The following is a 24,634-nucleotide window of genomic DNA, read 5'->3' as shown; positions in this document are numbered from 1 at the left end:
GTTGGCGTTCGTCCCGCTTCGTGCTAGCGAGCGCGCAAATTCATCACAATTAGGGCACACACCTCATGGGCAAGACGGTCAAGGTCGGTCGGGCACTGCTTTCGGTATTTGACAAATCCGGCATGGCCGATTTTGCCCGCGGGTTGAGCGCGGCGGGCGTCGAGCTGGTCTCCACCGGCGGTACCCACAAATTGATCAAGGACGCCGGCCTGCCGGTGCGCGAAATCGCCGACCTCACCGGCTTCCCCGAAATGATGGATGGCCGGGTCAAGACCCTGCACCCCAAAGTGCATGGCGGTCTGCTCGCGGTGCGCGGCAAGCCCGACCACGTCGCCTCCATGGCCGAGCATGGCATCGACGCCATCGATCTGGTGGCGGTCAATCTCTATCCCTTCGAAAAGACCGTCGCCTCGGGCGCCGGTTACGATGACATCATTGAGAACATCGATATTGGTGGCCCGGCCATGGTCCGCTCGGCGGCCAAGAACCATGCCTTTGTCACCGTCGTGGTGGATCCGGCCGATTATCCCGCCATTCTTTCCGCCATCACCGAAACCGGTGGCGTCCCCTTCGCCATGCGCCAGCGGCTCGCGGCCAAGGCCTATGCCCGCACGGCAGCCTATGACAGCGCCATCTCGACCTGGTTTGCCAAAGCCATCGACTATCCCGAGATTCCCTATCGCAGCTTCGCGGGCACACTGCGCGAAGTCATGCGCTATGGCGAAAACCCCCATCAATGGGCCGGCTTTTACGCCAATGGCGAAGACCGTCCCGGCGTCGCCACCGCCACCCAGCTGCAGGGCAAGACCCTGAGCTACAACAATATCAACGACACCGATGCCGCCTTTGAACTGGTCAGCGAGTTCGATGCTGCTGAGGTAGCGGCCGTCGCCATTATCAAGCATGCCAATCCCTGCGGCGTCGCTGTCGCCAGCGATTTGTTGAGCGCCTACACCAAGGCGCTGCGCACCGATCCGGTTTCGGCCTTTGGCGGCATTGTGGCCACCAACCGCGAGATCGACGCTGCCACCGCCACCGAAATCGTCAAGGTCTTCACCGAGGTGATCGTAGCGCCGTCCGCCACCCAGGAGGCGCAGGACATCATCGCTGCCAAGAAAAACCTGCGCCTGCTGCTCACCGGCGGTCTGGCCGATGCCAAGGCCGATGGCCTTACCGTGAAATCGGTTGCGGGCGGGTTGCTGGTGCAATCGCGCGACAATCGCAATGTCGACGATTGCGACCTCAAGATCGTGACCAAGCGGGCCCCGACCGCAGCCGAAATGGCCGATCTGCGCCTCGCCGCCAAGGTTGCCAAGCACGTCAAGTCCAATGCCATCGTCTATGTCAAAGCCGGTGCGACCGTCGGCATCGGCGCCGGCCAGATGTCCAGGGTCGATTCCGCCCTCACCGCCCACCGCAAGTCCATCGACGCCGCCAGGGCCGCTGGAATCGAAGGCGCCCTGACGGCCGGTTCCGTCGCCGCCTCGGATGCCTTTTTCCCGTTTGCCGACGGGCTCGAAGCTCTGGTCGCCGCCGGCGCCACTGCCGTGATCCAGCCGGGCGGTTCGATGCGCGATGACGAGGTGATTGCCGCCGCCGACGCGGCCGGCATCGCCATGGTGATGACCGGGATGCGCCACTTCCGGCACTAGGGGCCTTGTGTGCAGAGGCAAATCTGGGTGAACTGACACCCTGAGCATGGGGGGACGAGCTTGGCCAATTTTGGATATGATCTGGCCATAATCGCGGCCCTGTGTCTGTTCGGGGTGCTGTGCTTCAAGCTGGCCTACGGTTTTGGCGCACCGGTGTGGCCGAAACAGTTTGCCACCACGCTGCCGACACTCCCCAGCCTGAGCAGCGGCGAAGTCGGCGAGTTGGCCAATCTCGGGCTGATTGCGGCAATTCTGCTGATACTTCTGGTGCTGACGCCTGACGCCAATCTGCTCGACCTGATTGGTCTGAATTGGCTGTACGCGGCAGTCGTCGCCTTGATCGTGGTGGTCGGTGTTGCCGTGTATAGCGTCGTTGCGGTTCGAAAGGTGCGGCGCGCCAGCTTCCGGCCCGGGATCAAGAAGACCGAGCACAACCTTCGCCTGTTTGCCCTGGGCTACCGCTTTTACATCGGCTATGGGGCGGCGATTTCGCTGCTGATCATCGCCATTTTTGCCATTACCATCCATCAGATTTTCATCGACTTTGACCGCTTCCAGCTTGTCAACTTGAAGGTCGACGCGATCCTGCGGGAATTGGGGGGCATGGGAGACGTCGCCGGTGAAACCCTGCAGACCAGGTTTGAAGTCCTGTTCGGCACCCAGCGGGTAGCGGAGGGCTACATTCTCGATCAGGTCAACAGCCTGCTGATGCTGTTGCTATGCGTCATGCTGGCCTATTCCATTGTCTATGGCACGAGCATCCGCCAGGTGTTCGCCGAAGAAGCACTGCATGTCCTCAGGATTATCGTCGCGATTCTGGTGGCATTGAGCCTGATCTATGGCTGCACGATATTCTTCACGCTCCATATCGGCTTCGTCGACAAATTGCTGAGCCAGCTGGCGCTTTATGAGGCGCGCATGAACGACGGGCCATGGAGCGTCACACAGCGCTATCATGAGCTGATAGCGGAACTGTCCAGACAGCGCGGCATATTCGGGTTTCTGGTTGCCCTGACGACTGGCCGTGGGGGGCTGATCCTTGTGACCCCTGTTGCCGGCTATTTCCTGCAGAGCCTGTTGTCCCACAAGGGTGGCCAGCATCAAAAGTCCAACCTGGCAAGCAAGTGACCTTGAAAAGACCCATTCGTACTGCCTTCGTGGCCGCGACAGCCATCGTGGCGTTTTATTTGGTCGGAGCCTACGTGATCAATTCCAACTTGCAGCCTGTCGCAGATGTGACAACCCCGACTGCGCGGACGACCCTGCCTTCAGCCATTGGCAACCAGATCACGCTGAGTACATGGAACCTCGGTTATGCCGGACTGGGCGCCGGATCCAATTTCATCGCTGATGGCGGCCAGGCGCTGCTGCCGCCCTCGCGGTCCGTGGTGGATGAGAACCTGGCAGGCATTGTCCAGACCATCAAGGACGACAAGGCTCAAATCCGGCTGTTTCAGGAAGTCTCCAGCAAGAGCCCGCTCAGCTACTGGGCGCCCGTTCGCGACCAGGTAAGCGCGCAGTTCTCCGATTGGCAGGTCTTTTACCGGCCAGACGTCGCGACCCGATTTATCCCTTTTCCGCTGGCGCTCGATCACGGCACCATGTTGGTGGCGCGCTACAATCCACTCAGCGTTGAAACAGTGCCCCTGCCGCCCGAACCGGGCGCCATGCTCGGATTCCTGAAACGGCGCTATGCCATTCAGGTGGCGCGTTTCGCCCTGGCGGAGCGCCCCGGCCAGTTGGTCGTCGGCAATATTCACCTGTCGGCGTTTGACGATGGGGGCACCACCAGGCAGGCCCAGATCAGCGCCGTCCTGGCATTCGCCCAGGCCGAATTCGCCAAGGGTAACCATGTCGTTATCGGCGGCGACTGGAACATGGTTCTTTCCGATCCAGCCTGGCCAAGCACGACCGCGGAAAAATACCTGTTCTGGATCCACCCATTTCCGCGCGACACGCTGCCGGCTGGGTGGACAATCGCTTCAGATGCCGCAACGCCCAGCGTTCGCACCCTCTACAAACCCTATGTGGCCGGTGAGAACTACACCACCAGCATTGACGGGTTCCTGGTGTCACCCAACGTTTCCATCGTTTCGGTCGCCACGCGCGACCTTGGCTTCGCCCATTCTGATCATCAACCGGTGACCAGCGTATTCAATCTCGATTAGGCGCTGGACCAGCGCCAGATTACAGCATTGCAACTCCCCGCCGCCGCGGAAGGTAATCCCTTCTTGACTTTGCCGTGTCACATTATCGGAGTCGCGCAGACGGCGCGATCCTGAGGCAATCGATGCGGCTTACCATTCCTTCCGATCTATCCAGCTTGCTGCACACTGGTTTGTGGCGCTCCGCCGGCTCGCTGGGCATCAAGGTGGCGACCGCCGGCTTGACCTATCTCACCTATGTGGTGCTCTCACGCACCATGAGCGCCGACGAATACGGCCGTTTTGCCTTTGGTCTGGCGCTCGCCACCGTGCTGGCCATCGCTGCCGGAATCGGCCAGCCCACCGCCATCCTGCGCGTCTGGTCGCAGGAGATCGTCGCCGGTCGCCAGCCTGCAGCCGTCAGGGCCGCACAGGCCGGCTCGGTTCTGACCATCCTGGCCAGTATCGCCATCGCCCTCGCAGTATGCGCGCTGGCCTATCTCTGGCACCTGTTCCTGCCCAGCCAGGGCAGCATCAACCACATCTATGGCGCCGCCTTTCTGGTGCTGCCGATGGCACTGGCCGAATACAATTCCTCGGCCCTGCGCGCCCAGGGCTCGCTATGGACCGCTCTGGTGCCGCGCGACATCCTGTGGCGCCTTGCCCTGCCGGCCAGCGTGCTGGTGCTGTTTGGTCTCGGCGTGGTGCTGAGCGGTCCCGATGCCCTGGTGCTTTCGGCGGCCCTGCTGGCGGGCATGCTGGCGCTGCAGTTCTGGAATGCCCTGCGCCGGCATTATGTGCTCAGCCCGGTAGCCGGCGTCACCCGTCAATACTGGCAGCGATGGGGCGGCATTAGTCGCTGGCTGCTGCTGGGGGCCCTCATCGAGACTGCCGCCCTCAATGCTGACGTGATCCTGGTCGGACTGATGCTGAACCTGGAAAGCTCCGGGCTCTACTTCAATGCCTTCCGCACCGCCGGTCTGATGACCCTGTTCACCTTTGCCATCGAGCTGGTGATCGCCCCCATGATCGCCCAGCATTTCCATGCCGGCGAAATGCGCAAGGCCCAGGCCATAACGGCGATGGGCGCGGCGGCGGGGTTCGCCTTCTCGCTGCTGGTTTTCGTCGCCTTTTTTGGCTGGGGCGACTGGGTCCTGAGCTTTTTCGGCCCCGCCTATGCCGAGGGCTGGCTGGTGCTGGTGCTGCTCTCGCTGGGCCTGTTGTTTGACGCGGCCACCGGCCCCTCCAAGATCGTCATGATGATGACCGGCCATGAACGGGCCTATGCCATGATTTTCGGGACCATCATGGCGCTGGGTTTCCTCGTCCAGATCGTGGTCATCCCGGCCTATGGCATTGTTGGCGCCGCTGCCGCCAATATGGGCGCCCGCATCCTCGCCCAATTGGCGATAGCGCTGTGGTGCCGCCTGCGCATCGGCCTGGATACCAGCCTGCTCGGCTTTCTGACCGTCAGAAGCGCCACCGACCGTCTGCCCGGTTGAGCAAACCGTACCCGAGAGTACGCTAACGCTTGACCCTCATGGCGCAGCGGCTTAGAACCACTCCAAACTTTACCTGCCGGAATCCTGCCATGACCAAGGCTCGCACGCTTTACGACAAGATCTGGGACGACCATCTGGTCCAGAATAATGAGGATGGCACATCCCTCCTCTATATCGACCGGCATCTGGTGCACGAAGTGACCAGCCCGCAGGCCTTTGAAGGCCTGCGCCTGAACAAGCGCCGGGTGCGCCACCCCGAGCGCACCCTGGCGGTGGTTGACCACAACGTCCCCACGTCAGACCGCACGCACGGCATCGACAATCCCGAATCCAAGCTGCAGGTCGATACCCTGGCCGAGAATGCGCGCGAGTTCGGCGTCGAATATTTCGACGAGCTCGACAGGCGCCAGGGCATCGTCCACATCGTCGGCCCCGAGCAGGGTTTCACCCTGCCCGGCATGACCATTGTCTGTGGCGACAGCCACACCTCGACCCATGGCGCCTTTGGTGCACTCGCGCACGGTATTGGCACCTCGGAAGTGGAACACGTTCTGGCCACCCAGACGCTGATCCAGCAAAAGGCCAAGAACATGCTGGTGCGGGTGGACGGCAAGCTGCCGGCCCATGTCACTGCCAAGGATATCATCCTGGCCATCATCGGCGAGATCGGCACTGCCGGCGGCAATGGCCACGTTATCGAATTTGCTGGCGAAGCCATCGAGGCCCTGTCGATGGAAGGCCGCATGACGGTCTGCAACATGACCATTGAAGGCGGCGCCCGCGCCGGCCTGATTGCCCCTGACCAGACCACCTATGACTATGTCAAGGGTCGCAACCGCGCGCCTACCGGCAAGGCCTGGGATATGGCGCTCGACTATTGGAAGACCCTCTATACCGATGAAGGCGCCGTTTACGACAAGGTCGTGATCCTGGACGCCGCCAAACTGCCGCCGATCGTCTCCTGGGGCTCATCGCCCGAGGACGTCATCTCGGTGACCGGAACCGTGCCGAACCCGGACGATATCGCCGACGAGAACAAGCGTGCCTCCAAATGGCGGGCGCTGGACTATATGGGTCTCAAGCCCGGCACCAAGATCACCGACATCACGGTTGATCGGGTGTTCCTGGGCTCGTGCACCAATGGCCGCATCGAAGATCTGCGCGCCGCCGCCAAGCTGCTCGACGGCAAGAAGGTGCATGCCTCGGTCAGCGCCATGGTCGTGCCCGGCTCGGGTCTGGTCAAGGCGCAGGCTGAAGCCGAAGGCCTCGACCGGATCTTCAAGGATGCCGGCTTTGACTGGCGTGAGCCCGGCTGCTCGATGTGCCTGGCCATGAACGATGACAAGCTCAAGCCGCATGAACGCTGCGCCTCTACCTCGAACCGCAATTTCGAGGGCCGCCAGGGCTTCAAGGGCCGCACCCATCTGGTGTCCCCCACCATGGCCGTCGCCGCGGCCGTCACTGGCCACTTCGTCGACATCCGCGAGTGGCAGTAAGCCACCCCGACTGGGGCGCGCGGCTGGCGCCCACCCTGGACGACATTGAAGCGCTGGCAAGTCAGGCCCTGGCCGACTTGCCGGAGCCTTTCAAATCCCTTGCTGCTGACGTGACCTGCGCCGTTGCCGAATTTGCCGAGGACGACATCCTGGCCGAATTCGGCATGGAGAGCCCGTTTGAACTGATGGGCCTGTTTTCAGGCATTGGCCTGGCTCAAGACGGCGCCATGCCGCAGACCGGACAATTGCCAAACACAGTCTTTCTCTATCGTCGGGCCATTCTAGACTATTGGGCCGAGCATGACGACAACACGCTCGGTGACGTGGTGACCCATGTTCTGGTGCACGAGCTGGGCCATCATTTCGGCTTCTCAGACGAAGACATGGACGCCATTGAGGCACAGGCTGACAGCCCCTGATTGGGACCGGTTCGTTTCAATTTTACTTGAATTGTCGCAGTACACACGCGCTGTTGTTAAGGTAAATAGCAGGTAAACATTGGGATTTCCCACAATACCTCTATGACTGCCTGTTGACGCCCGGCGGCCTCGAAAGAAGGCAGGACGGCGCGCAATTGCAATGTTGTGGAAAGTAACAAATGACCACCCGAGCCAAGACCAATCTCAAGATTGTGCAACCCGAAATTGAGCAGATGGAGGCCGTCATGCAGGAGGCTGCCAAGCAGACCGCACCAATGGTCCAGCGCCTGGCCGCCCACCGCGACCGCATTGACCTGGCGGTCAAGGAACTCGAAAGCGAACGCTTTGAACTGCTGTCGCGTCGCGACCTCGTTCGTCGTCAGGCAGAAGCTGTCGAGCAGGGCCTGTCCATGCATATCGCCGACATCGAAGCCACGATGCGCCTGTACGAAGCTGGTCTCAACTCGCTCGCGACACCCGAGTGAACCGCCTGACCCCTCTGGAGGCGGTGACCCACCGCGATCCGAGCCTGCTTGCTAAAGCCTGATTTGATTTCGATCCAAATTTTAGACTTTTTCGACAAACTCGAATTCTGCCTCATTGCCTCCAGACGGATCATCGGAAACGCGCAGGGCCAGATTATTGGCGTCGAGCGCGGCAAACCATTCATCCCAGCTCACCAGCTGAAATCCGCCAAGCCGGTCAGGACCCTGATTGCCGTCGGTGTTGATCTCGTATTGACCAAAGGTCAGCTGCAGCAGCGTCCGCGTCCCGGTACCGTCGGGCGTTTCCATCGCCATAGGACTGCCACCACGCGCTGCGACCCACTGGCGAATATCGTTTTGGTCAGTCAAAATCTTGGCCATCGAATCGTTTCCTTGTCTGATGTAACCCGGCAAACGCTTAGTCTGCGGTGGGTTGCGCGGCAATTCCCAATCCGCGCTTTGCCTGCTAAGAGCACCTTAGACCGCTCGGAGCTGCCATGACCACCCAGAACACCAATCGTATCCTGCTGGGCCAGATCGGCGCCGCGCACGGCATCAAGGGCGCCGTCCGGATCGCGGCGCATACCGAGGACCCGCTGGCCATCGGCAGCTACGGCCCGCTCGACACCGATCGAGCGGACCTGACGATCACCATCGACAAATTGCGCCTGCACAAGAATGTGGTCGTTGCTCACATCAAGGGCATTGCGGATCGCAACACCGCCGAGACGCTCAATGGCGTCAAACTCTATGTCGATCGCAGCCGCCTGCCCGAGCCCGATGACGCCGACGACTTCTATCACGCCGACCTGATCGGCCTGGAGGCGCGGCTGCAATCGGGACAGATCATCGGCCAGGTTTCCGCCCTGCCCAATTTTGGCGCTGGCGATCTCATCGAAGTCCGCGACCCCAATAGTGGCGACACCTTCCTCTATCCCTTCACCAAGGCAGTCGTGCCGACAATCCATATCGACCAGGGCTATCTCGTCATCGACGTACCACTCGATGCCCCCGAAGGTGAGGAAGAGGCCGATTGAGTTTTTCCGCATCGATCATCACGCTCTTCCCCGAACTGTTTCCGGGCCCCCTTGGGGCCTCGGTACTGGGCCGTGGCCTGGCCGACGGCCTGTGGGCACTGCACGCCACCCAACTGCGCGACTTCGCCACTGATCGCCACCACACGGTTGACGATACCCCCTCGGGTGGCGGCGCCGGCATGGTGCTCAAAGCCGATGTCTTGGCCCGGGCGATTGATGACGTGTCCCCGCAAGGCGATCCCCGACCCCGCATTCTGATGTCACCGCGTGGCAAGCCACTGACGCAGCAGCGTGCGCGTCAACTGGCCCTGGGTCCTGGCGCGGTAATCGTCTGCGGCCGCTTTGAAGGCGTCGACCAGCGCGTTATCGACGCCCGTGCGCTGGAGGAAATCTCCATCGGTGATTATGTGCTGGCCGGCGGCGAAGTGGCCGCCATGGTGCTGCTCGAAGCAGTGGTTCGGCTGATCCCGGGCGTGCTGGGCGGCGCCGACAGCCATGCCGATGAGAGCTTTGAGCATGGCCAGCTCGAATACCCCCAGTTTACCCGCCCCCAGAGTTTTGAAGGCCGCGAGATTCCGCCGGTGCTCACCTCGGGCGATCACGGCAAGATTGCCAAATGGCGCGCTGAACAGAGCCTGGCACTGACCAGATTGCGCCGCCCCGATCTTCTGGCCCCGCCCAAGCCATAAAACGCCGACAATCTCTAGACTCTGGGGCGGTTTTCGCCTATAGCCGCGCCACTATCTGCGTGTCGGGCTGATCGGACCTGGTGCGCACCAATAAAAAGACGACCAAACTCCGTTACCAACCAAGACCGGGCGATCGGGCTGCAAGGTCCGAATAAACGCTCCTTTGAAAAGATTCAGAACGGAATCGACATGTCCAACATCATTCAGCAGCTCGAAGCCGAGCAGATGGCAGCCATCGCTGAAAAGCGTCAGCTTCCCGAATTTACCCACGGCGACACCGTCAAGGTGTGGGTCCGTATCACTGAAGGCGCCAAGGAACGTCTGCAGGCCTATGAAGGCGTCGTGATCGCCATCAATGGCGGCGGCCTGATGGAATCCTTTACCGTGCGCAAGCTGTCCTACGGCGAAGGCGTTGAGCGCGTATTCCCGCTCCACTCCCCCAACGTGGCGTCGGTTGAAGTTCTCAAGCGCGGCAAGGTCCGTCGCGCCAAGCTGTATTACCTGCGCGATCGTCGCGGTAAATCGGCCCGTATCGTCGAATCGACCAATTCGCGTACCAAAAAGATCGAGGCGACCGAGCGTTCAGCAGCTCTCGCTGCCAAGGAAGCCCGCGAAGCCGAGAAGATCGCAGCTGCCCAGGCTACCAAGGACGCAGCAGCAGCAGCCGCTGCAGCCGCCGAGACGGCAGCTGCCGCTGAGGCCGCCGCCGCCGCAGAAGCAAGCGCTGAGCCAAAGGCCGAATAGGCTTTCGCCTGTCGCCGCTCTGGCGTGACGCAAAATCTGGAAGCCCGACCCCGCAAGGCGTCGGGCTTTTTGCTGTTTGGCCGTCACCGATTCACGTGAAACCTTCGCCATGATCGGGCCAATTCCGGCTTTACCTCGCCGCATGCCTCCGCGATAAGAAGGCTCCGCTTGCATCAAAGGCCCGCCATGACCGTCTCGATCGTCACCTGGAACATCAATTCGGTTCGGTTGCGCCTGCCCATGGTGCTCGATTTTCTTGCCCAGTATCAGCCCGACGTGCTGATGCTGCAGGAGATCAAGTGCACCAATGACCAGTTTCCGGCCAAGGCCTTTGCTGATGCCGGCTACCCCCATCAGGCCGTGCATGGCCAGAAGGGCTATCACGGCGTCGCCACCATCTCGAAATTTCCGCTGACCGACATCTCCAGCCGCGTGTTCTGCGAAATCGAGGAATCGCGCCATGTCTCGGCGGTGCTCGATTTCGGGCGCGGCCCGCTTACCGTGCATAATTTCTACATTCCCGCCGGCGGCGACGAGCCGGATGTCGCCATCAACCCCAAATTCAAGCACAAGATGGGCTTCCTCAACGAGTTGACCAGCTGGTTTCAGGAGCCGGCGTTTTCGCGTGGCCATCTGATTGCCGGCGACTTCAATATTGCGCCGCACGAGAATGACGTCTGGAGCCACAAGCAGCTGCTCAAGGTCGTCAGCCACACCCCGCTCGAGACCCAAACCCTGGACGCCATTCTCAATGGCGGTCATGGCTGGACTGATCTGGTGCGCAAGCACCTGCCGCACGACCAGAAGCTCTATTCCTGGTGGAGCTATCGCGGCAAGGATTGGGAAACGTCCGATCGTGGCCGGCGGCTCGACCATATCTGGTCGACCGGCGATGTTGCCGCGCACTGCATTGGTGCTGAAATCATCCGGCCGGCGCGCGGCTGGACCGAAAAGCCCAGCGACCACGTGCCCGTCATCGCCCGTTTCGCCGGCGTCTAGCTGTCGTTTAGGTCTCGTTGGCCCGCATCCGGCGGCCAATGGGCTCGATCGCCCCGAGATAGCTGCCCAGATCGCGCTCGATACGCTCAACCGCCCGCTGCGCCAGGTCAGGCGATTGCTGCACCAGCTTGAGGAAGGCCTGACGGGGTACGAACAGCATGTCGCAGTCGGTAACGGCGGTGAAGGTCACCTGCCGCGGCTTGTCCAGGATCAGCGCCATTGCAGACACCACGCTACCCGGCTCGGAGATGGCGTAGGGCTTGTTGGCCCCCTTGCCTGCTGGCTTGGCCTTCAGTGTGCCCGAAATCAGCACATAGGCGCCCTGCGGCGTGTCGCCGGCCTGGTAAATGACCGCGTCGGGCTCGAAATGTCGGCGATCACCAGCAAACGCCAACAGGCGGCGCTGCTGCTCGTCGCAGATGTCGAAAAATTCGGCCTGCGCCAAAGCGGCGTCCGCCTCGTCCCTGATCATAAGCCCCAATCCGAAAGCAATTTGACTCCGCCACAGCGGAGTCTTGCCATCCTATAGGGCATTTGGCGCGCTTTTATACCCGATTTTGCGTTTGCGCCCCGCCATCCACGGCTTTCAGGCCACCAGGCGGTAGCCGCCCTCTTCGGTGACCAGCAGACGGGCATTGGAGGGGTCCCGCTCGATCTTCTGGCGCAGGCGGTAAATATGGGTCTCCAGCGTATGGGTGGTGACCCGGTTATTGTAGCCCCAAACCTCCTTGAGCAGGATATCGCGGGAGATCGTCTTGGGGCCCTGGCGATAGAGATACTTCAAGATGGACGTTTCCTTGTCGGTCAGCCGCACCTTGTTGCCGTCCTTGGTCTCCATCAGCTTCGCCGATGGCTGGAAGCTGTAGGGGCCGATGGTGAACACCACGTCCTCGCTCTGGTCGTGCTGTCGCAGGGCCGAGTTGATCCGCGCCAGCAGCACCGGGAAGCGGAACGGCTTGGTCAGGTAATCATTGGCGCCAGAATCGAGCCCGCGGATCTGGTCGGCGTCGCTGTCATGCCCGGTGAGCATCAGAATAGGACTGTTATAGCCTTCCGCCCGCAGCATTTTGACGACCTCGCGGCCATCCATATCGGGCAGACCGACATCGAGGATGGTCAGGTCAATATTGTTTTCCCGCGTCGACTTGATCGCATCATTGGCCGTATCGGCCTGCAGAATGTCGAATTCTGGATGGGCTTGCAGTTGCTCGACCAGAGTTTGCCGCAGGTCTGCATCATCATCTACCAGCAGGATGCGTCGCTTGTTCATTGATATCTCCAGTCTTTTGCACCGACCTGCCGAACGGTCACATTAATGCGACCGGTTTTTGGCCTGCCAATCACAACGGCGTTATAGATAACAACAACGAACGCGGCCCCGGAGAAGTTGCACCCAACCCTTTCGCGAAGCGATAATTTCCCCGCTGCCGGCTAAACCGGGGCCGGGCGATGGCCAAACAGCGCCGAACCGATCCGCACATGGGTGGCGCCCATGCCGATGGCAATCTCGAAATCGCCGCTCATGCCCATCGACAGTTTGCCAACACCGGCGGCCCGCCCCAGGGCCACCATCTGGGCGAAATAGGGGCCCGGCGGCACACCATCGGGGGGAATGCACATCAACCCGACGATATCGAGCCCATGTTCGGCCCGGCAGCGCTCGACAAAGGCGACGGTTTCCGCCGGGGCAATGCCGGCTTTTTGCGCCTCGAGCCCGATATTGACCTGCACGAAGCAGGCGAGCCTTCGCCCGGCCCGCTGCATTTCTGCTGCCAGCATGCCGGCCAGTTTCTCGCGGTCGACCGTTTCGATGACGTCAAACAACGCCACCGCCTCGCGCGCCTTGTTGGTCTGCAGCGGCCCGATCAGATGCAGTTCGATATCGCCGTAGCGCTCGCGCAGGGCCGGCCACTTTTCCTTGGCCTCCTGCACCCGGTTTTCGCCGAACACGCGTTGCCCGGCATCCAGAAACGGCTCGATCTCGGCCGCCGGAAAGGTCTTGGACACCGCCACCAGCGTCACCTGGTCGGGCGGTGGGCCAAAGCGCTCCTGGGCCTTGGCGATCCGCTCCCGGATGGCGGCGAGTTTGCTGACGGCATTGGTTGACATGCTTTGGCCCTGTTGCTGTTGACCTAGCGGGGTATTTCTGGTGATGGTCCGGTAGACAAAATCCCCTATAAACGCAAGCCGCTCCGGACTTTCCCGCGCGCCTGGCGACAGTGACCCAAGGACGAGTTAAGTGAGCGTCGAACGCTACAATCCGCGCGAAATGGAACCCAAATGGCAACAGGTCTGGGATCAGGCCAAGAGCTTTGTCACCAGCGATGATGACCCGCGCGAGCCCTATTACGTCCTCGAAATGTTCCCCTACCCGTCGGGGCGCATTCACATGGGCCATGTGCGCAATTATTCCATGGGCGATGTGGTGGCGCGCTACCATCGCGCCAGGGGCAAGAATGTGCTGCATCCCATGGGTTGGGATGCCTTTGGCCTGCCGGCTGAAAACGCCGCCATCGAGAACAAGACCCATCCGGGCACCTGGACCCGGGCCAATATCGCCTCGATGAAGGCCCAGCTGCAATCCATGGGTCTGGCGATCGACTGGACCCGCGAGATCGCCACCTGCGAACCTGAATACTACCAGCATCAGCAGGCCATGTTCATCGACATGATGGCAGCTGGCCTGGTCACCCGCAAGCAGTCCAAGGTCAATTGGGACCCCATCGACATGACCGTGCTGGCCAATGAGCAGGTCATTGACGGCAGGGGCTGGCGCTCCGGCGCCCCGGTGGAACAGCGCGAGCTGACGCAATGGTTCTTCAAGATTTCCGACATGGCCGAGGATCTGCTGGCCGGCCTCGACACGCTGACCGAGTGGCCCGATAAAGTGCGCACCATGCAGCGCAACTGGATCGGCAAATCCGAGGGCCTGCGCCTGAAATTTGCCCTGGTCGACAGCAAGGGCACCGACGCGACAGCCATTGAGGTGTTCACCACCAGGCCTGACACCATTTTTGGCGCCTCGTTTATCGCCCTGTCAGCGGACCATCCGCTGACGACCCAGCTGGCCAACGCCAATGCGGCGCTGACCGACTTCATTGCCGAGTGTCATGCCCAGGGCACGGCCACCGAAACCCTGGAAAAGGCCGAGAAAAAGGGCGTTTTCACGGGACTGCAGGTCCAGCATCCAGCGATCGAGGGCGCCACCCTGCCGGTCTATGTCGCCAATTTTGTGCTGATGGATTATGGCACGGGCGCCATTTTCGGCTGCCCGGCACATGACCAGCGCGACCTGGACTTTGCGCGCCGCTATGATTTGCCGGTCAAGCCGGTCGTTCTGCCGCCCGACGCCAATGCGGACAGTTTTGCGGTGACCAACGAGGCCTTTACCGATGCTGGCACCATCTTCAATTCCGGCTTTCTCGATGGTTTGAGCATTGATGCGGCCAAGCAGGCGGCAGCCAGCCATTTTGCGGCCCGCACGGTTGATGGCCAGCCGCAAGGCAAGGTCGAGATCAACTACCGCCTGCGCGACTGGGGCGTGTCGCGCCAGCGCTATTGGGGTTGTCCCATTCCGGTGATCCATTGCGAGGTCTGCGGCACGCTGCCCGTGCCCAAAAAGGACCTGCCCGTCGTGCTGCCCGAGGATGTCAGCTTCGACAAGCCCGGCAATGCGCTGGACCACCACCCGACCTGGAAGCATGTGCGCTGTCCCCAATGCGGCGGCGAGGCGCGGCGTGAAACCGACACCATGGACACATTTGTCGATTCGTCCTGGTATTACACGCGCTTTACCGCACCACATGCCGCCACCCCGACCGTGCCCGCGATCGCCAATCGCTGGCTGCCGGTGGACCAGTATATTGGCGGCGTCGAGCACGCGATCCTGCATCTGCTGTATTCGCGCTACTTCACCCGCGCCATGAAGGCGACCGGCCATGTCGGGCTCGACGAGCCGTTCAAGGGCCTGTTCACCCAGGGCATGGTAACCCACGAAACCTACAAGTCACCCACGGGCGACTGGGTCGCCCCGGTCGACGTGGCCGTGGAGACGTTTGGCGAAGGGCGTCGCGCCCGGCATCTGAAATCGGGCGCCCCGATCACCATCGGCTCGATAGAAAAGATGAGCAAATCCAAGAAGAACGTCATCGATCCTGACGAGATCGTCGCCACCTATGGCGCCGATACCGCGCGCTGGTTCATGCTGTCGGACTCCCCCCCGGAGCGCGATGTGCAGTGGACTGAATCGGGCGTCGAGGGGGCCAGTCGCTTCCAGCAACGCATCTGGCGCCTAGTGGGCGACACCATCGAAATCATCAAACAGTCTTCTGATGTTGTTCGTGAAAAAGACGACAATGAAGGCCTGGCGCTGCGCAAGATCATCCATCGCGCCGTGCACAATGTCGGCAACGAGATCGAGGGCCTGCGCTTCAACCGCGCCGTCGCCCAGATCTATGAGCTGACCAATGCCCTGGTGCGCGCGTCCGGCATCTGCGCCGTGGCCCCGGCCAGCCGCCTGGCCGCGCTGGAACTGGGTGTCACCCACCTGATCCAGCTGATCGCCCCGATGATGCCCCACCTGGCGGAAACCTGCTGGGAAGCGCTGGGTCAGCCCGGCCTTGTGGCCGACGCCCGCTGGCCGGAGGTTGATCCGGTCATGCTGGTTGACGACGAGGTAACCCTGCCGATCCAGGTCAATGGCAAGCGCCGCGGCGAAATTACCCTTGCCAAGGGCATGGCGGCCGCCGAAGTCGAGAATCTGGTCTTGTCTATGGACGAGATTGTCCGCATGCTGGACGGCAAGGCTCCCAAAAAGATCGTCATCGTCCCGGACAGGATCGTCAATGTCGTGGTCTAAAGCGCTCCGTCACTCGGTACTGGCCGGAATTATGCTGAGCCTGCCGGTCGCCCTCGGCGCCTGCAGCTTTTCGCCGGTCTATAGCGGCACTCTGGCCGCCCAGCCGGGCCTCAACCTGGCCTATGCCAAGCCCACCAGCCGGCTGCAGCAGATCATCTATCAGGAGCTGGCGCTGCGCTTCGGCCGCTCCGATAGCGAAACCGCGCCCCTGGTGACCGTCAGCGCCACCGGCAGCGCTGCGGAGATGATGGTGACACCCACCACCAACCCGGCCAAGCCACTCATGGTCACCGTCACCGCCACGCTGACAATCACCGCGCGCGATGGCAGCGATACCCCGCCCAGAAGCTTCACCCGCAGCGCCACCGCGGACTACACGCGCTCAGGCCAAGTGATGGCAGACAATGCCGCCGCCGAGAATGCGGCCGAGCGCGCCGCCAGGAGTGCGGCCGAATCACTGCGACTGGCCCTGCTGGCAGCGCTGAGCCGCTGATGGCGGCGCTCAAGGCCCATGAGGTGGCGCGCTTTATCACGCGTCCCGATATCGCCGACGGTATCTTTCTCGCCTATGGGCCCGACGCCGGCCTGGTCCGCGAGACCGCGCAGCGGCTGATTCGCAGGCTGAGCGGCGACGACCCCGACGCGGCCAGCATCGTTACCCTCGATGGCGCGACGGTCGACGCCGATCCCTCCATTCTGGCTGTCGAAGCCAAGACCATTTCGCTGTTTGGCGGCAAACGCATTGTCCGGGTACGCGGCGCTGGCAAATCCCTGGTGATGACGCTAACCGAACTGCGCGACAACCTGCAGGGCGCGGCCATCGTGCTTGAAGCCGGCAATCTCCCTCCCAGAGACGCCCTGCGGGCCCTGGTGGAAGCCGCCAGGAACGGCCGGGCCCTGCCCTGCTATCCCGACAGCGACGAAGCGCTGCAGACCCTTATTCGCGAGACCTTCAACCAGCAAGGCATTCGCGTCGACGCCGATGTGGTGGCGCTCTTGCGCGAAATTCTCGGCAATGACCGCGAAATCACCCGCCGCGAATTGGAAAAGCTCAGCCTTTACGCAGCAACCAGCAAGCAACTGACCCATGAAGAGGTGCTCCTGCTGTGCGCTGACAACGGCATGATGGTGATTGACGCCATTATCGACGCCGCCGCCGGGGGGCATGCCGAAAAGCTGGAACTGGCGCTCAATCGCGCCCTGTCCTCTGGCGTTGACCCGCAGCGCCTGCTGGCGATGTCCACCATTCACTTCGCCAATCTGCGGCGCTGGCGCACCGAAGTCGACGCCGGCAAGTCGCCGCGCGCCGTGCTCGACGGGCAGCGGCCCAAGCCGCACTTCTCCCGCGCCGGTGCCCTTGAGCAGCAATTGCGGCTATGGTCGGATAATGCCCTGGCCACCGCCAGTGCCCGTATTCTGCAGACCACGGGCGATACCAGGCGCCGCCCCGCTCTGGCAGATGCGGGCCTGCGACGCGCCCTGCTGGCAATCTGCATGATGGCAGCTGCCCATTGAGTGTCCCGGCAGCGTTTCACGTGAAACGCCGCCACAGCAAATCACCCGAGACAGCTATAGAAGGCTCACCGCGTCCGAAGATGCGTGATGATCAGTTGGTGCCGGTCAGCTTGAGACAGATGCCATCGAGCTGTTCCAGCGTCTTGTAGCGGATTTCCAGCTTGCCACCACGCTCGCCATGCGCCAGCGACACCGACAGCCCCAGCGCATCGGAGAGACGGCGTTCCAGCGCCACCGTATCCGCATCGCGTTCGCTGCCCGCGCCACTCGGCTTTTTGGTGCCGGCAATATCGCGCTGCTGGCTCAGCGCCTCGGCGTCGCGCACCGATAGACCACCCGCCACAATCTGGCGCGCCAGCGTGGCAGGGTCCTCGGCAGTGATCAGCGTGCGGGCATGGCCGGCGGTCAGCGTGCCGCTGGCCACCATTTCGCGCACATCCTCGGGCAGGCGCAGCAGGCGCAGCGTATTGGCCACATGCGAGCGGCTCTTGCCGATCACCTGGGCCAGATCCTGCTGGGTATAGTCGAACTGCTCGATCAACTGGCCATAGCCCATGGCCTCTTCCAGCGGATTGAGGTCGGCGCGCTGCACATTCTCGATGATGGCAAGCTCGAGCGCTTCCTTGTCGTCCACATCGCGCACGATCACCGGCACATCATGCAGGCCGGCGCGCTGCGCCGCGCGCCAGCGCCGTTCACCCGCGATCAGCTCGAATATATTGGGGTCCTGGCTCGGCCGCACCAGCAAGGGCTGCATCACGCCCTTTTCGCGGATCGAGTTGGTCAGTTCCTCAAGCTGCTCATCATTGAACGTGCGCCGCGGATTGGCGCGATTGGCAATGATGAAATCCACCGCCAGGCGCTTGACGCCACCCGATTCGGTGACGCGGGCGCCCTCGACAATAGCCATGTCGCCAATCAGGGCGGCCAGCCCGCGACCAAGACGTGTGGGTTTTTCGTTCATGGACGGGCTCCTATGCCGCGTTGAGCTGCCGCTCACGGCGGATCACTTCGGTCGCCAGCCGCAGATAGGCCTGGCTGCCGGCACATTTCAAATCATACAGCAAAGCGGGCTTGCCATAGGACGGCGCCTCCGACAAGCGCACATTGCGCGGAATGACGGTGTCATAAACCAGCGCACCCATCTCATGGCGCACGTCGTTGAGCACCTGTTCGCTCAGATTATTGCGTTTGTCGAACATGGTCATCACCACGCCCTGGATCGACAGGCCCGGATTGAGCGTCGACCGGATCTGCTCGATGGTCTGCAGCAACTGGCTGAGCCCTTCGAGCGCAAAAAACTCGCACTGCAGCGGTACCAGCACCGCATCAGCGGCCACCAGCGAATTGACTGTCAGCAGGTTGAGCGAGGGTGGACAGTCGATCAGGATATAGCTGACCGGCTTGTCATTGATGGTCAGATCGCCCATCTGCTTGAAGGCATTGCGCAGTTTGAAGGCGCGGTCGCCGTGCTCGGCAATCGTCAACTCCACGCCCAGCAGGTCCATGGTCGAGGGGACGATGGCCACATTGGGGACGCTGGTCATGATCGCCGCCTCAGCGACGGTCGCTTCACCGACCAGCAGATCATAGGAGGAGACGTCGCGGTCATTGCGTGAAATGCCCAGCCCGGTCGAGGCATTGCCTTGCGGATCGATGTCCACGATCAGCACGCGCTCGCCCACCGCCGCCAGGGCGGTCGCCAGGTTGATGGCGGTCGTGGTCTTACCCACGCCACCTTTTTGATTGGCCAGTGTCAGGATACGGGGCGCCACTATCGGCCTCCAGCTCGTTCGCCGCTAACTTACTGATTTCGCGCTCAAATTTGTGAGCGTGAGCAGGACACCGCTTCGATCAGTGTCACTAGGTGTTGATACCACGTTAACATCCCAGCGCGTAAGCGTTTCCGCGACTTCTTCAACATGTTCCCCCCCTTTGTGCAGAATCGCCCGGGTTTTGGGGGTCACGAACGGCGCCATCCAGCTGCAGAGTTGCGGCAGGGATGCCAGGGCACGGCAGGTAATGACGTCCGGCGCCGGTGTTTCACGTGAATCAACCTGATCGCTGCGGCGGCCTTCTACCGTGATCAACAGCTCGAGCTCGCGCGCCACCGTGCGCAGAAAGCTGACCTTGCGGCCGTTGGGCTCTATCAGGGTGAAGTGGCGATTCGAGCCCTTGAGCGCAATGGCCAGTGGAATCGCCGGCAAGCCGCCGCCGCTGCCAATATCCAGAAAGGACTGATCGTCGTCGTGCAGCAGCTTCAACACCTGCAAACTATCAGCAAAATGCCGGGTCCAGACCTCATCGAGTGTTTCACGTGAAACAAGATTCTGCACTGCCTGCCATTTTCGCAGCAAAGCAGCATAGGATTCCAGATCGGCGGCCACGGCTTCGAATGACCGGGTGAAGTAAGGCGCGTAGGGCGCAATGGCGGCGTGGTCGTTCATTAACTGGCCTTGCGCAGTTCGCCGCGACGAATCACCGCCAGCAACAGGGTGACGGCGGCTGGGGTCATGCCGTCCATGGCCTGGGCCTGGGCGATGGTCTGCGGCCGGAACTGCTGCAGTTTCTGGCGCAGTTCCATCGACAGACCCGGAATGGCCGCATAGTCAATGCCGTCCGGGATCGGCTTCTGCTCATCGCGCCGCACCGCGGCGATATCGTCGCGCTGCCGCTCCAGATAGACCGCATATTGCGCGTCAACCATCAATTGCTCGACCACGGGGGCGCTCAACGCGGCAAGTTGCGGCCACAGGCGCGTCACATCGGCAATGCCCACATCCGGATAAGACAACAGATCGAACGCCGACCGTGACTTGCCGTCCTCATTAACCGCGATCCCCGCCTTGCGCGCCACATTGGGTGTGACCGTCAAGCTGCCCAGCAGGCTTCTGCCCTGCCCCAGCGCAGCCGACTTTTCCCCGAACAGCGCCTGGCGTTGTGGTCCTACCAGGCCAGTAGCCCCCCCCAGCGGTGTCAGCCGCTGGTCGGCATTATCGGCGCGCAGATGCAGCCGGAACTCGGCACGCGAGGTGAACATGCGGTAGGGCTCGCTGACCCCCCTGGTCACCAGATCATCAATCATGACGCCGAGATAACTCTCGGTGCGCGACAGCACCAGCACATCGCGGCCCAATGCTGCCAGTGCCGCATTGGCGCCGGCCAGCAGGCCTTGCGCCCCGGCTTCTTCATAGCCCGTCGTGCCATTGATCTGGCCCGCCAGATAGAGTCCCGGTTGCCGCTTCAGCTCCAGCGTGGCCCGCAGCTCGCGCGGATCGACATAGTCATACTCGATGGCGTAGCCATGCTGGATGATGCGGACATTCTCCAGCCCGGGCATGGTACGCAGGAACTCGTCTTGCACTTCCGCCGGCAGCGACGTCGAAACGCCATTCGGATAGACGGTCTGGTCATTGAGCCCTTCGGGCTCAAGGAAAATCTGGTGGCTGTCGCGGTCGGCAAAACGGACAATCTTGTCCTCGATGGACGGGCAGTAGCGCGGGCCCCGGCTCTGGATGCGCCCCGAATACATCGCCGAGCGATGCACATTGGCCGCGATGATCGCGTGGGTTGCCGCCGTTGTGCGGGTGATATGACACGGCACCTGCCGCGTGGTGATGGCCGTGGTCAGCGCGGAAAAGGGCTCAGGCGGATTGTCCCCGGGCTGCTCTTCGAGCACGGCGTAATTGATGCTATCCCGGTCGAGGCGCGCCGGCGTCCCCGTCTTGAGGCGTCCCAGCGTCAGGCCAAGCGTCTCCAGCCGTGTCGACAGACCCAGCACGGGCTTTTCGCCAAGGCGGCCAGCGGGATAGCTGTGATCGCCACTGTGAATGAGACCGCGCAGGAAGGTGCCGGTGGTCAGCACCACCGCCTTGCTGCTGAACCGCCTGCCGTCCAGCAGGCGCACGCCACTGACCACGCCATCGGTCACCTCAATATCGTCCACCTCGCCTTCGATGACCTCGAGATTGCTCTGCCCGGCAATGGCCGCCTGCATGGCCTGGCGATAGAGCTGGCGATCCGCCTGGGCCCGCGGGCCACGAACGGCGGGACCCTTGCGGCGATTGAGCACGCGGAACTGGATGCCGGCAGCGTCGGCGACATGGCCCATCAACCCGTCCAGCGCGTCGATCTCGCGCACCAGGTGGCCCTTGCCGAGGCCGCCAATGGCCGGATTGCAGCTCATTTCGCCGATTGTCGCGATCTTGTGGGTGATCAGGGCGGTCGGAACACCCAGGCGCGCGGCGGCCGCTGCTGCCTCACAGCCAGCGTGCCCGCCGCCAACGACGATCACTGCATAGTCAGTCATGGCTCTGATCTCCAGACGCGCTCAATAGGCCAATGTTTCACGTGAATCAATTCCGCGCTGCTCACAACACTGTTTCACGTGAATCATTTGCCGATGCAGAAGCTGGCAAACAGCCGGTCCAGCACGCGCTCGGCGTCGATCCGGCCAATCAGCCGTTCTAGTGCCTGCGAGGCAATGCGCAGGCTCTCGGCGGCCAGCTCCGGGGCCGCCAATTGCTGCTGGGCCGCTGTCAACGCCGCAATCGCTGCCGCCAGCGCCAGGCGATCCCGTTCGCGACTGATCAGTGCAGGTTCGCCACCGGCAAGCTCCTGCCCCAGACGCTCAATTGCCGCCAGCAGCGCATCAAGGCCACTACCGCTGCGGGCGGAAACAGCCAAGTCGACGTCCTCGCTCACACCGAGATCGGCCTTGGTGCCAATACGCAGACTGGCCTTGCGCCGCAATGCGTCATCTTCTTCGGCAATATCGGGCGCACTCAGCCACAGCACAATGTCGGCCTGCTCAATCGCCAGCCGGGCCCGCCGCACGCCCTCGGCCTCGGCCTTGCTGTCGGCATCCCGCAACCCGGCCAGATCGAGCAGCACGTAGAGCTGCCCGTTGATATCAAGCGGCACTTCGCGCACGTCGCGCGTCGTCCCTGCCTCGTCGGTAACAATGGCAATATCGGATCGGGCCAGCGCATTGAGCAGGCTGGACTTGCCGGCATTGGGGGCACCGGCCAGCGCTACCCTGATGCCCTCGCGCACAATCCGGCCATGCTCGGCTGAGGCCAGGGCTGCGGCAATATCGGCCTGTAGTTCCAGAATATTGTCGCCAAAGCTGTCCGGCAGTGTGTCGGCAACGTCGCCTTCATCGGAAAAGTCCAGCCTGGCCTCGATTTCCGCGCGCAGATCCAGCAATTGGTGGCGCCAGGCGTCGATGCGCTGGCTCAGGCCGCCTTCAAAACGGGCCAGCGCCTGCTTGCGCTGATTCTCGGTCTCCGCATCCAGCAGGTCGCCCAGCCCTTCGATCTCCACCAGATCGAGCTTGCCGTTTTCGAAGGCGCGCCGCGTGAACTCGCCCGCCTCTGCCAGTCGCGCGCCCAGTTTGGTCAGCAGGCGCAGAATAGCGCGGACGCCGGCGGGCGAGCCATGCACCTGCAATTCGGCGCTGTCTTCGCCGGTAAAACTGTGGGGCGCCGGGAAATAGGCCACCAGGCCACGGTCAAGCAGCGAGTCCTGGCCAATCGGGCGCAAAACCAGGCGGCGCGGCTCTGGAACGCCGCCGCATACGGCCTGCAGAATCTCTGGAACTCTGGGTCCGGACAGCCGGATCACGGCCACACCGGACGGCGGTGTCCCGGAGGACAGCGCCACAATGGTATCGCCCGATCGCATCTCGATCAGGCCGAAATACGGGCGGCAGCAAACAGCGGCGCGCCCATAGTTCTAGGTGTTCATCGAATCGAAGAAGTCGGAATTCGTCTTGGTCTGACGAACCTTGTCCATCAGGAATTCCATGGCGTCGATCGTTCCCATTGGATTGAGGATACGGCGCAGCACATACATCTTCTTGAGGATGTCGGGCTCGATCAGCGGCTCTTCCTTGCGTGTGCCCGACTTGGTGATGTCGATGGCCGGGAAGATGCGCTTGTCGGCGACCTTGCGATCGAGAATGATTTCCGAGTTGCCGGTGCCCTTGAACTCTTCAAAGATCACTTCGTCCATGCGCGAACCGGTGTCGATCAGCGCCGTCGAAATGATGGTCAGCGAGCCGCCATCCTCGATATTGCGGGCGGCACCGAAAAAGCGCTTGGGGCGCTGCAAGGCATTGGCGTCAACACCACCGGTCAGCACCTTGCCCGATGAGGGGACAACGGTGTTGTAGGCGCGGCCGAGACGCGTGATCGAATCGAGCAGGATCACCACGTCGTGCTTGTGCTCGACCAGGCGCTTGGCCTTTTCGATCACCATTTCGGCAACCTGCACGTGGCGGCTGGCGGGTTCGTCGAAGGTCGAGGAAATGACTTCGCCGCGCACAGAGCGCTGCATATCGGTCACTTCTTCGGGCCGTTCGTCAATCAACAACACGATCAAATAGCATTCGGGGTGATTGGCAGCGATTGATTGTGCGATATTCTGCAACAGTACCGTCTTACCGGTACGTGGAGGAGCAACAATCAAGGCGCGCTGACCCTTGCCGAGCGGCGCCACCAGGTCGAGCAGCCGTGCCGAACGATCCTTGATCGTCGGATCGGGCATTTCCATGCGCAGGCGTTCTTCGGGGTAGAGCGGCGTCAGATTGTCGAAATTGACCTTGTGGCGAACCGCCTCGGGATTTTCGAAATTGATGGTGTTGACCTTGAGCAAGGCAAAATAGCGCTCGCCATCCTTGGGCGAGCGAATCTGGCCTTCGACCGTGTCACCGGTGCGCAGTCCAAAGCGCCGGATCTGGCTGGGACTGACATAGATGTCGTCGGGACCCGGCAGATAATTGGCATCCGGCGAACGCAGAAAACCAAAACCGTCCGGCAGGATCTCAACGACGCCTTCGCCGGTGATGTCCACTTCCTGGGCGGCCAGTTCCTTGAGGATGGCAAACATCAATTCCTGTTTGCGCATGGTCGAGGCATTCTCGACCTCGTGTTCTTCGGCGAACACCAGCAATTCGGCCGGAGATTTGGCCTTGAGCTCGCTGAGCTTCATATTCTGCATGTAATCGATAAACCCTTGAGGGAAATCTGGACGTGTAGTCGATCTGGGAGGGGTAGGCACCGCGCAGCGACCCGGGCGGGTCGGCTTGTGAA

24 protein-coding genes are annotated in these 24,634 nt (G+C 62.0%); 14 read left to right on the top strand and 10 right to left on the bottom strand.

All coding sequences use genetic code 11. From position 1 onward, the window contains the following. Window positions 1–65 precede the first annotated feature (65 nt). The 7 genes from purH to Q8O80_RS10340 all read left to right on the top strand — a co-directional run bounded on the left by purH (window position 66) and on the right by Q8O80_RS10340 (window position 7,698). The gene (gene purH / locus Q8O80_RS10370; RefSeq protein ID WP_305579393.1) at window positions 66–1,652 is read left to right on the top strand and encodes a bifunctional phosphoribosylaminoimidazolecarboxamide formyltransferase/IMP cyclohydrolase; all 1,587 of its coding nucleotides are present in this window, start codon (window positions 66–68) and stop codon (window positions 1,650–1,652) included. Between the two features lie 60 nt (window positions 1,653–1,712). Beyond that, the gene (locus Q8O80_RS10365; protein ID WP_305579392.1) at window positions 1,713–2,780 is read left to right on the top strand and encodes a hypothetical protein; all 1,068 of its coding nucleotides are present in this window, start codon (window positions 1,713–1,715) and stop codon (window positions 2,778–2,780) included. 74 nt (window positions 2,781–2,854) lie between these two features. Beyond that, entirely contained in the window at window positions 2,855–3,820 is a 966-nt protein-coding gene (locus Q8O80_RS10360; protein WP_305579391.1) for an endonuclease/exonuclease/phosphatase family protein, read from the top strand. 122 nt (window positions 3,821–3,942) lie between these two features. Continuing rightward, entirely contained in the window at window positions 3,943–5,298 is a 1,356-nt protein-coding gene (locus tag Q8O80_RS10355) for a lipopolysaccharide biosynthesis protein (protein WP_305579390.1), read from the top strand. 89 nt (window positions 5,299–5,387) lie between these two features. Further along, window positions 5,388–6,794 (top strand): 3-isopropylmalate dehydratase large subunit, encoded by a 1,407-nt coding sequence (leuC, locus tag Q8O80_RS10350; protein ID WP_305579389.1) that lies wholly within the window; start codon window positions 5,388–5,390, stop codon window positions 6,792–6,794. Beyond that, a complete protein-coding gene (locus tag Q8O80_RS10345) occupies window positions 6,785–7,213 on the top strand; it encodes a metallopeptidase family protein (RefSeq protein WP_305579388.1) in 429 nt (142 codons plus the stop codon). The genes leuC and Q8O80_RS10345 overlap by 10 nt, the downstream gene beginning before the upstream one ends. A gap of 179 nt (window positions 7,214–7,392) precedes the next feature. Beyond that, entirely contained in the window at window positions 7,393–7,698 is a 306-nt protein-coding gene (locus Q8O80_RS10340) for a hypothetical protein (RefSeq protein ID WP_305579387.1), read from the top strand. Between the two features lie 81 nt (window positions 7,699–7,779). Here the strand turns inward: Q8O80_RS10340 and Q8O80_RS10335 are convergent, their stop codons facing one another. After that, on the bottom strand, window positions 7,780–8,079 hold the full coding sequence (locus Q8O80_RS10335; RefSeq protein ID WP_305579386.1) for a hypothetical protein: 300 nt from the start codon (window positions 8,077–8,079) through the stop codon (window positions 7,780–7,782). A gap of 116 nt (window positions 8,080–8,195) precedes the next feature. Here Q8O80_RS10335 and rimM point away from each other — a divergent pair, with 116 nt between their 5' ends. The 4 genes from rimM to Q8O80_RS10315 all read left to right on the top strand — a co-directional run bounded on the left by rimM (window position 8,196) and on the right by Q8O80_RS10315 (window position 11,167). Further along, window positions 8,196–8,735: a ribosome maturation factor RimM gene (gene rimM / locus Q8O80_RS10330; protein ID WP_305579385.1), complete on the top strand. Its 540-nt coding sequence runs from the start codon at window positions 8,196–8,198 to the stop codon at window positions 8,733–8,735. Then, window positions 8,732–9,424, top strand: a complete 693-nt coding sequence (gene trmD / locus Q8O80_RS10325; protein ID WP_305579384.1) for a tRNA (guanosine(37)-N1)-methyltransferase TrmD — start codon at window positions 8,732–8,734, stop codon at window positions 9,422–9,424. The genes rimM and trmD overlap by 4 nt, the downstream gene beginning before the upstream one ends. A 189-nt stretch (window positions 9,425–9,613) precedes the next feature. Continuing rightward, window positions 9,614–10,168: a 50S ribosomal protein L19 gene (gene rplS, locus Q8O80_RS10320; protein WP_305579383.1), complete on the top strand. Its 555-nt coding sequence runs from the start codon at window positions 9,614–9,616 to the stop codon at window positions 10,166–10,168. A 186-nt stretch (window positions 10,169–10,354) separates the two neighbouring features. After that, window positions 10,355–11,167, top strand: a complete 813-nt coding sequence (locus Q8O80_RS10315) for an exodeoxyribonuclease III (RefSeq protein WP_305579382.1) — start codon at window positions 10,355–10,357, stop codon at window positions 11,165–11,167. A gap of 7 nt (window positions 11,168–11,174) precedes the next feature. Here the strand turns inward: Q8O80_RS10315 and Q8O80_RS10310 are convergent, their stop codons facing one another. The 3 genes from Q8O80_RS10310 to Q8O80_RS10300 all read right to left on the bottom strand — a co-directional run bounded on the left by Q8O80_RS10310 (window position 11,175) and on the right by Q8O80_RS10300 (window position 13,276). Continuing rightward, window positions 11,175–11,639: a cyclic nucleotide-binding domain-containing protein gene (locus Q8O80_RS10310; RefSeq protein WP_305579381.1), complete on the bottom strand. Its 465-nt coding sequence runs from the start codon at window positions 11,637–11,639 to the stop codon at window positions 11,175–11,177. A 114-nt stretch (window positions 11,640–11,753) separates the two neighbouring features. Continuing rightward, complete coding sequence (locus tag Q8O80_RS10305; RefSeq protein ID WP_305579380.1) at window positions 11,754–12,437, bottom strand: response regulator transcription factor; 684 nt, start codon at window positions 12,435–12,437, stop codon at window positions 11,754–11,756. Window positions 12,438–12,598: 161 nt separating this feature from the next. Further along, the gene (locus Q8O80_RS10300) at window positions 12,599–13,276 is read right to left on the bottom strand and encodes a YggS family pyridoxal phosphate-dependent enzyme (protein ID WP_305579379.1); all 678 of its coding nucleotides are present in this window, start codon (window positions 13,274–13,276) and stop codon (window positions 12,599–12,601) included. A 130-nt stretch (window positions 13,277–13,406) separates the two neighbouring features. Between Q8O80_RS10300 and leuS the strand changes: the two genes are divergently transcribed. The 3 genes from leuS to holA are packed head-to-tail and all read left to right on the top strand — an operon-like array spanning window position 13,407 to window position 17,540. Continuing rightward, the gene (gene leuS, locus Q8O80_RS10295) at window positions 13,407–16,025 is read left to right on the top strand and encodes a leucine--tRNA ligase (RefSeq protein ID WP_305579378.1); all 2,619 of its coding nucleotides are present in this window, start codon (window positions 13,407–13,409) and stop codon (window positions 16,023–16,025) included. Beyond that, window positions 16,012–16,518 (top strand): hypothetical protein, encoded by a 507-nt coding sequence (locus Q8O80_RS10290; protein ID WP_305579377.1) that lies wholly within the window; start codon window positions 16,012–16,014, stop codon window positions 16,516–16,518. The genes leuS and Q8O80_RS10290 overlap by 14 nt, the downstream gene beginning before the upstream one ends. After that, window positions 16,518–17,540 carry a DNA polymerase III subunit delta gene (holA, locus tag Q8O80_RS10285; RefSeq protein WP_305579376.1) on the top strand — a complete coding sequence of 341 codons (1,023 nt, stop codon included), beginning with the start codon at window positions 16,518–16,520 and terminating at the stop codon, window positions 17,538–17,540. The genes Q8O80_RS10290 and holA overlap by 1 nt, the downstream gene beginning before the upstream one ends. Window positions 17,541–17,631: 91 nt before the next feature. On the opposite strand, the gene Q8O80_RS10280 is transcribed toward holA, so the two are convergent. From Q8O80_RS10280 to rho, 6 genes are all read right to left on the bottom strand, one after another. Next, on the bottom strand, window positions 17,632–18,504 hold the full coding sequence (locus tag Q8O80_RS10280; RefSeq protein ID WP_305579375.1) for a ParB/RepB/Spo0J family partition protein: 873 nt from the start codon (window positions 18,502–18,504) through the stop codon (window positions 17,632–17,634). Window positions 18,505–18,514: 10 nt separating this feature from the next. Further along, complete coding sequence (locus Q8O80_RS10275; RefSeq protein ID WP_305579374.1) at window positions 18,515–19,315, bottom strand: ParA family protein; 801 nt, start codon at window positions 19,313–19,315, stop codon at window positions 18,515–18,517. Between the two features lie 24 nt (window positions 19,316–19,339). Next, entirely contained in the window at window positions 19,340–19,987 is a 648-nt protein-coding gene (rsmG, locus tag Q8O80_RS10270; RefSeq protein ID WP_305579373.1) for a 16S rRNA (guanine(527)-N(7))-methyltransferase RsmG, read from the bottom strand. Further along, entirely contained in the window at window positions 19,987–21,849 is a 1,863-nt protein-coding gene (mnmG, locus tag Q8O80_RS10265) for a tRNA uridine-5-carboxymethylaminomethyl(34) synthesis enzyme MnmG (RefSeq protein ID WP_305579372.1), read from the bottom strand. The genes rsmG and mnmG overlap by 1 nt, the downstream gene beginning before the upstream one ends. 83 nt (window positions 21,850–21,932) lie before the next feature. After that, window positions 21,933–23,225: a tRNA uridine-5-carboxymethylaminomethyl(34) synthesis GTPase MnmE gene (mnmE, locus tag Q8O80_RS10260; protein WP_371136161.1), complete on the bottom strand. Its 1,293-nt coding sequence runs from the start codon at window positions 23,223–23,225 to the stop codon at window positions 21,933–21,935. A gap of 51 nt (window positions 23,226–23,276) precedes the next feature. After that, on the bottom strand, window positions 23,277–24,542 hold the full coding sequence (rho, locus tag Q8O80_RS10255) for a transcription termination factor Rho (protein ID WP_305579371.1): 1,266 nt from the start codon (window positions 24,540–24,542) through the stop codon (window positions 23,277–23,279). Window positions 24,543–24,634: the final 92 nt, after the last annotated feature.

It is taken from the genome of Devosia sp. (assembly GCF_030689745.1).
In the GTDB taxonomy this organism is placed as follows: domain Bacteria; phylum Pseudomonadota; class Alphaproteobacteria; order Rhizobiales; family Devosiaceae; genus Devosia; species Devosia alba.
Note: the sequence above shows the minus strand (reverse complement) of the source record. Positions and strands in the feature narration are given on the sequence as shown.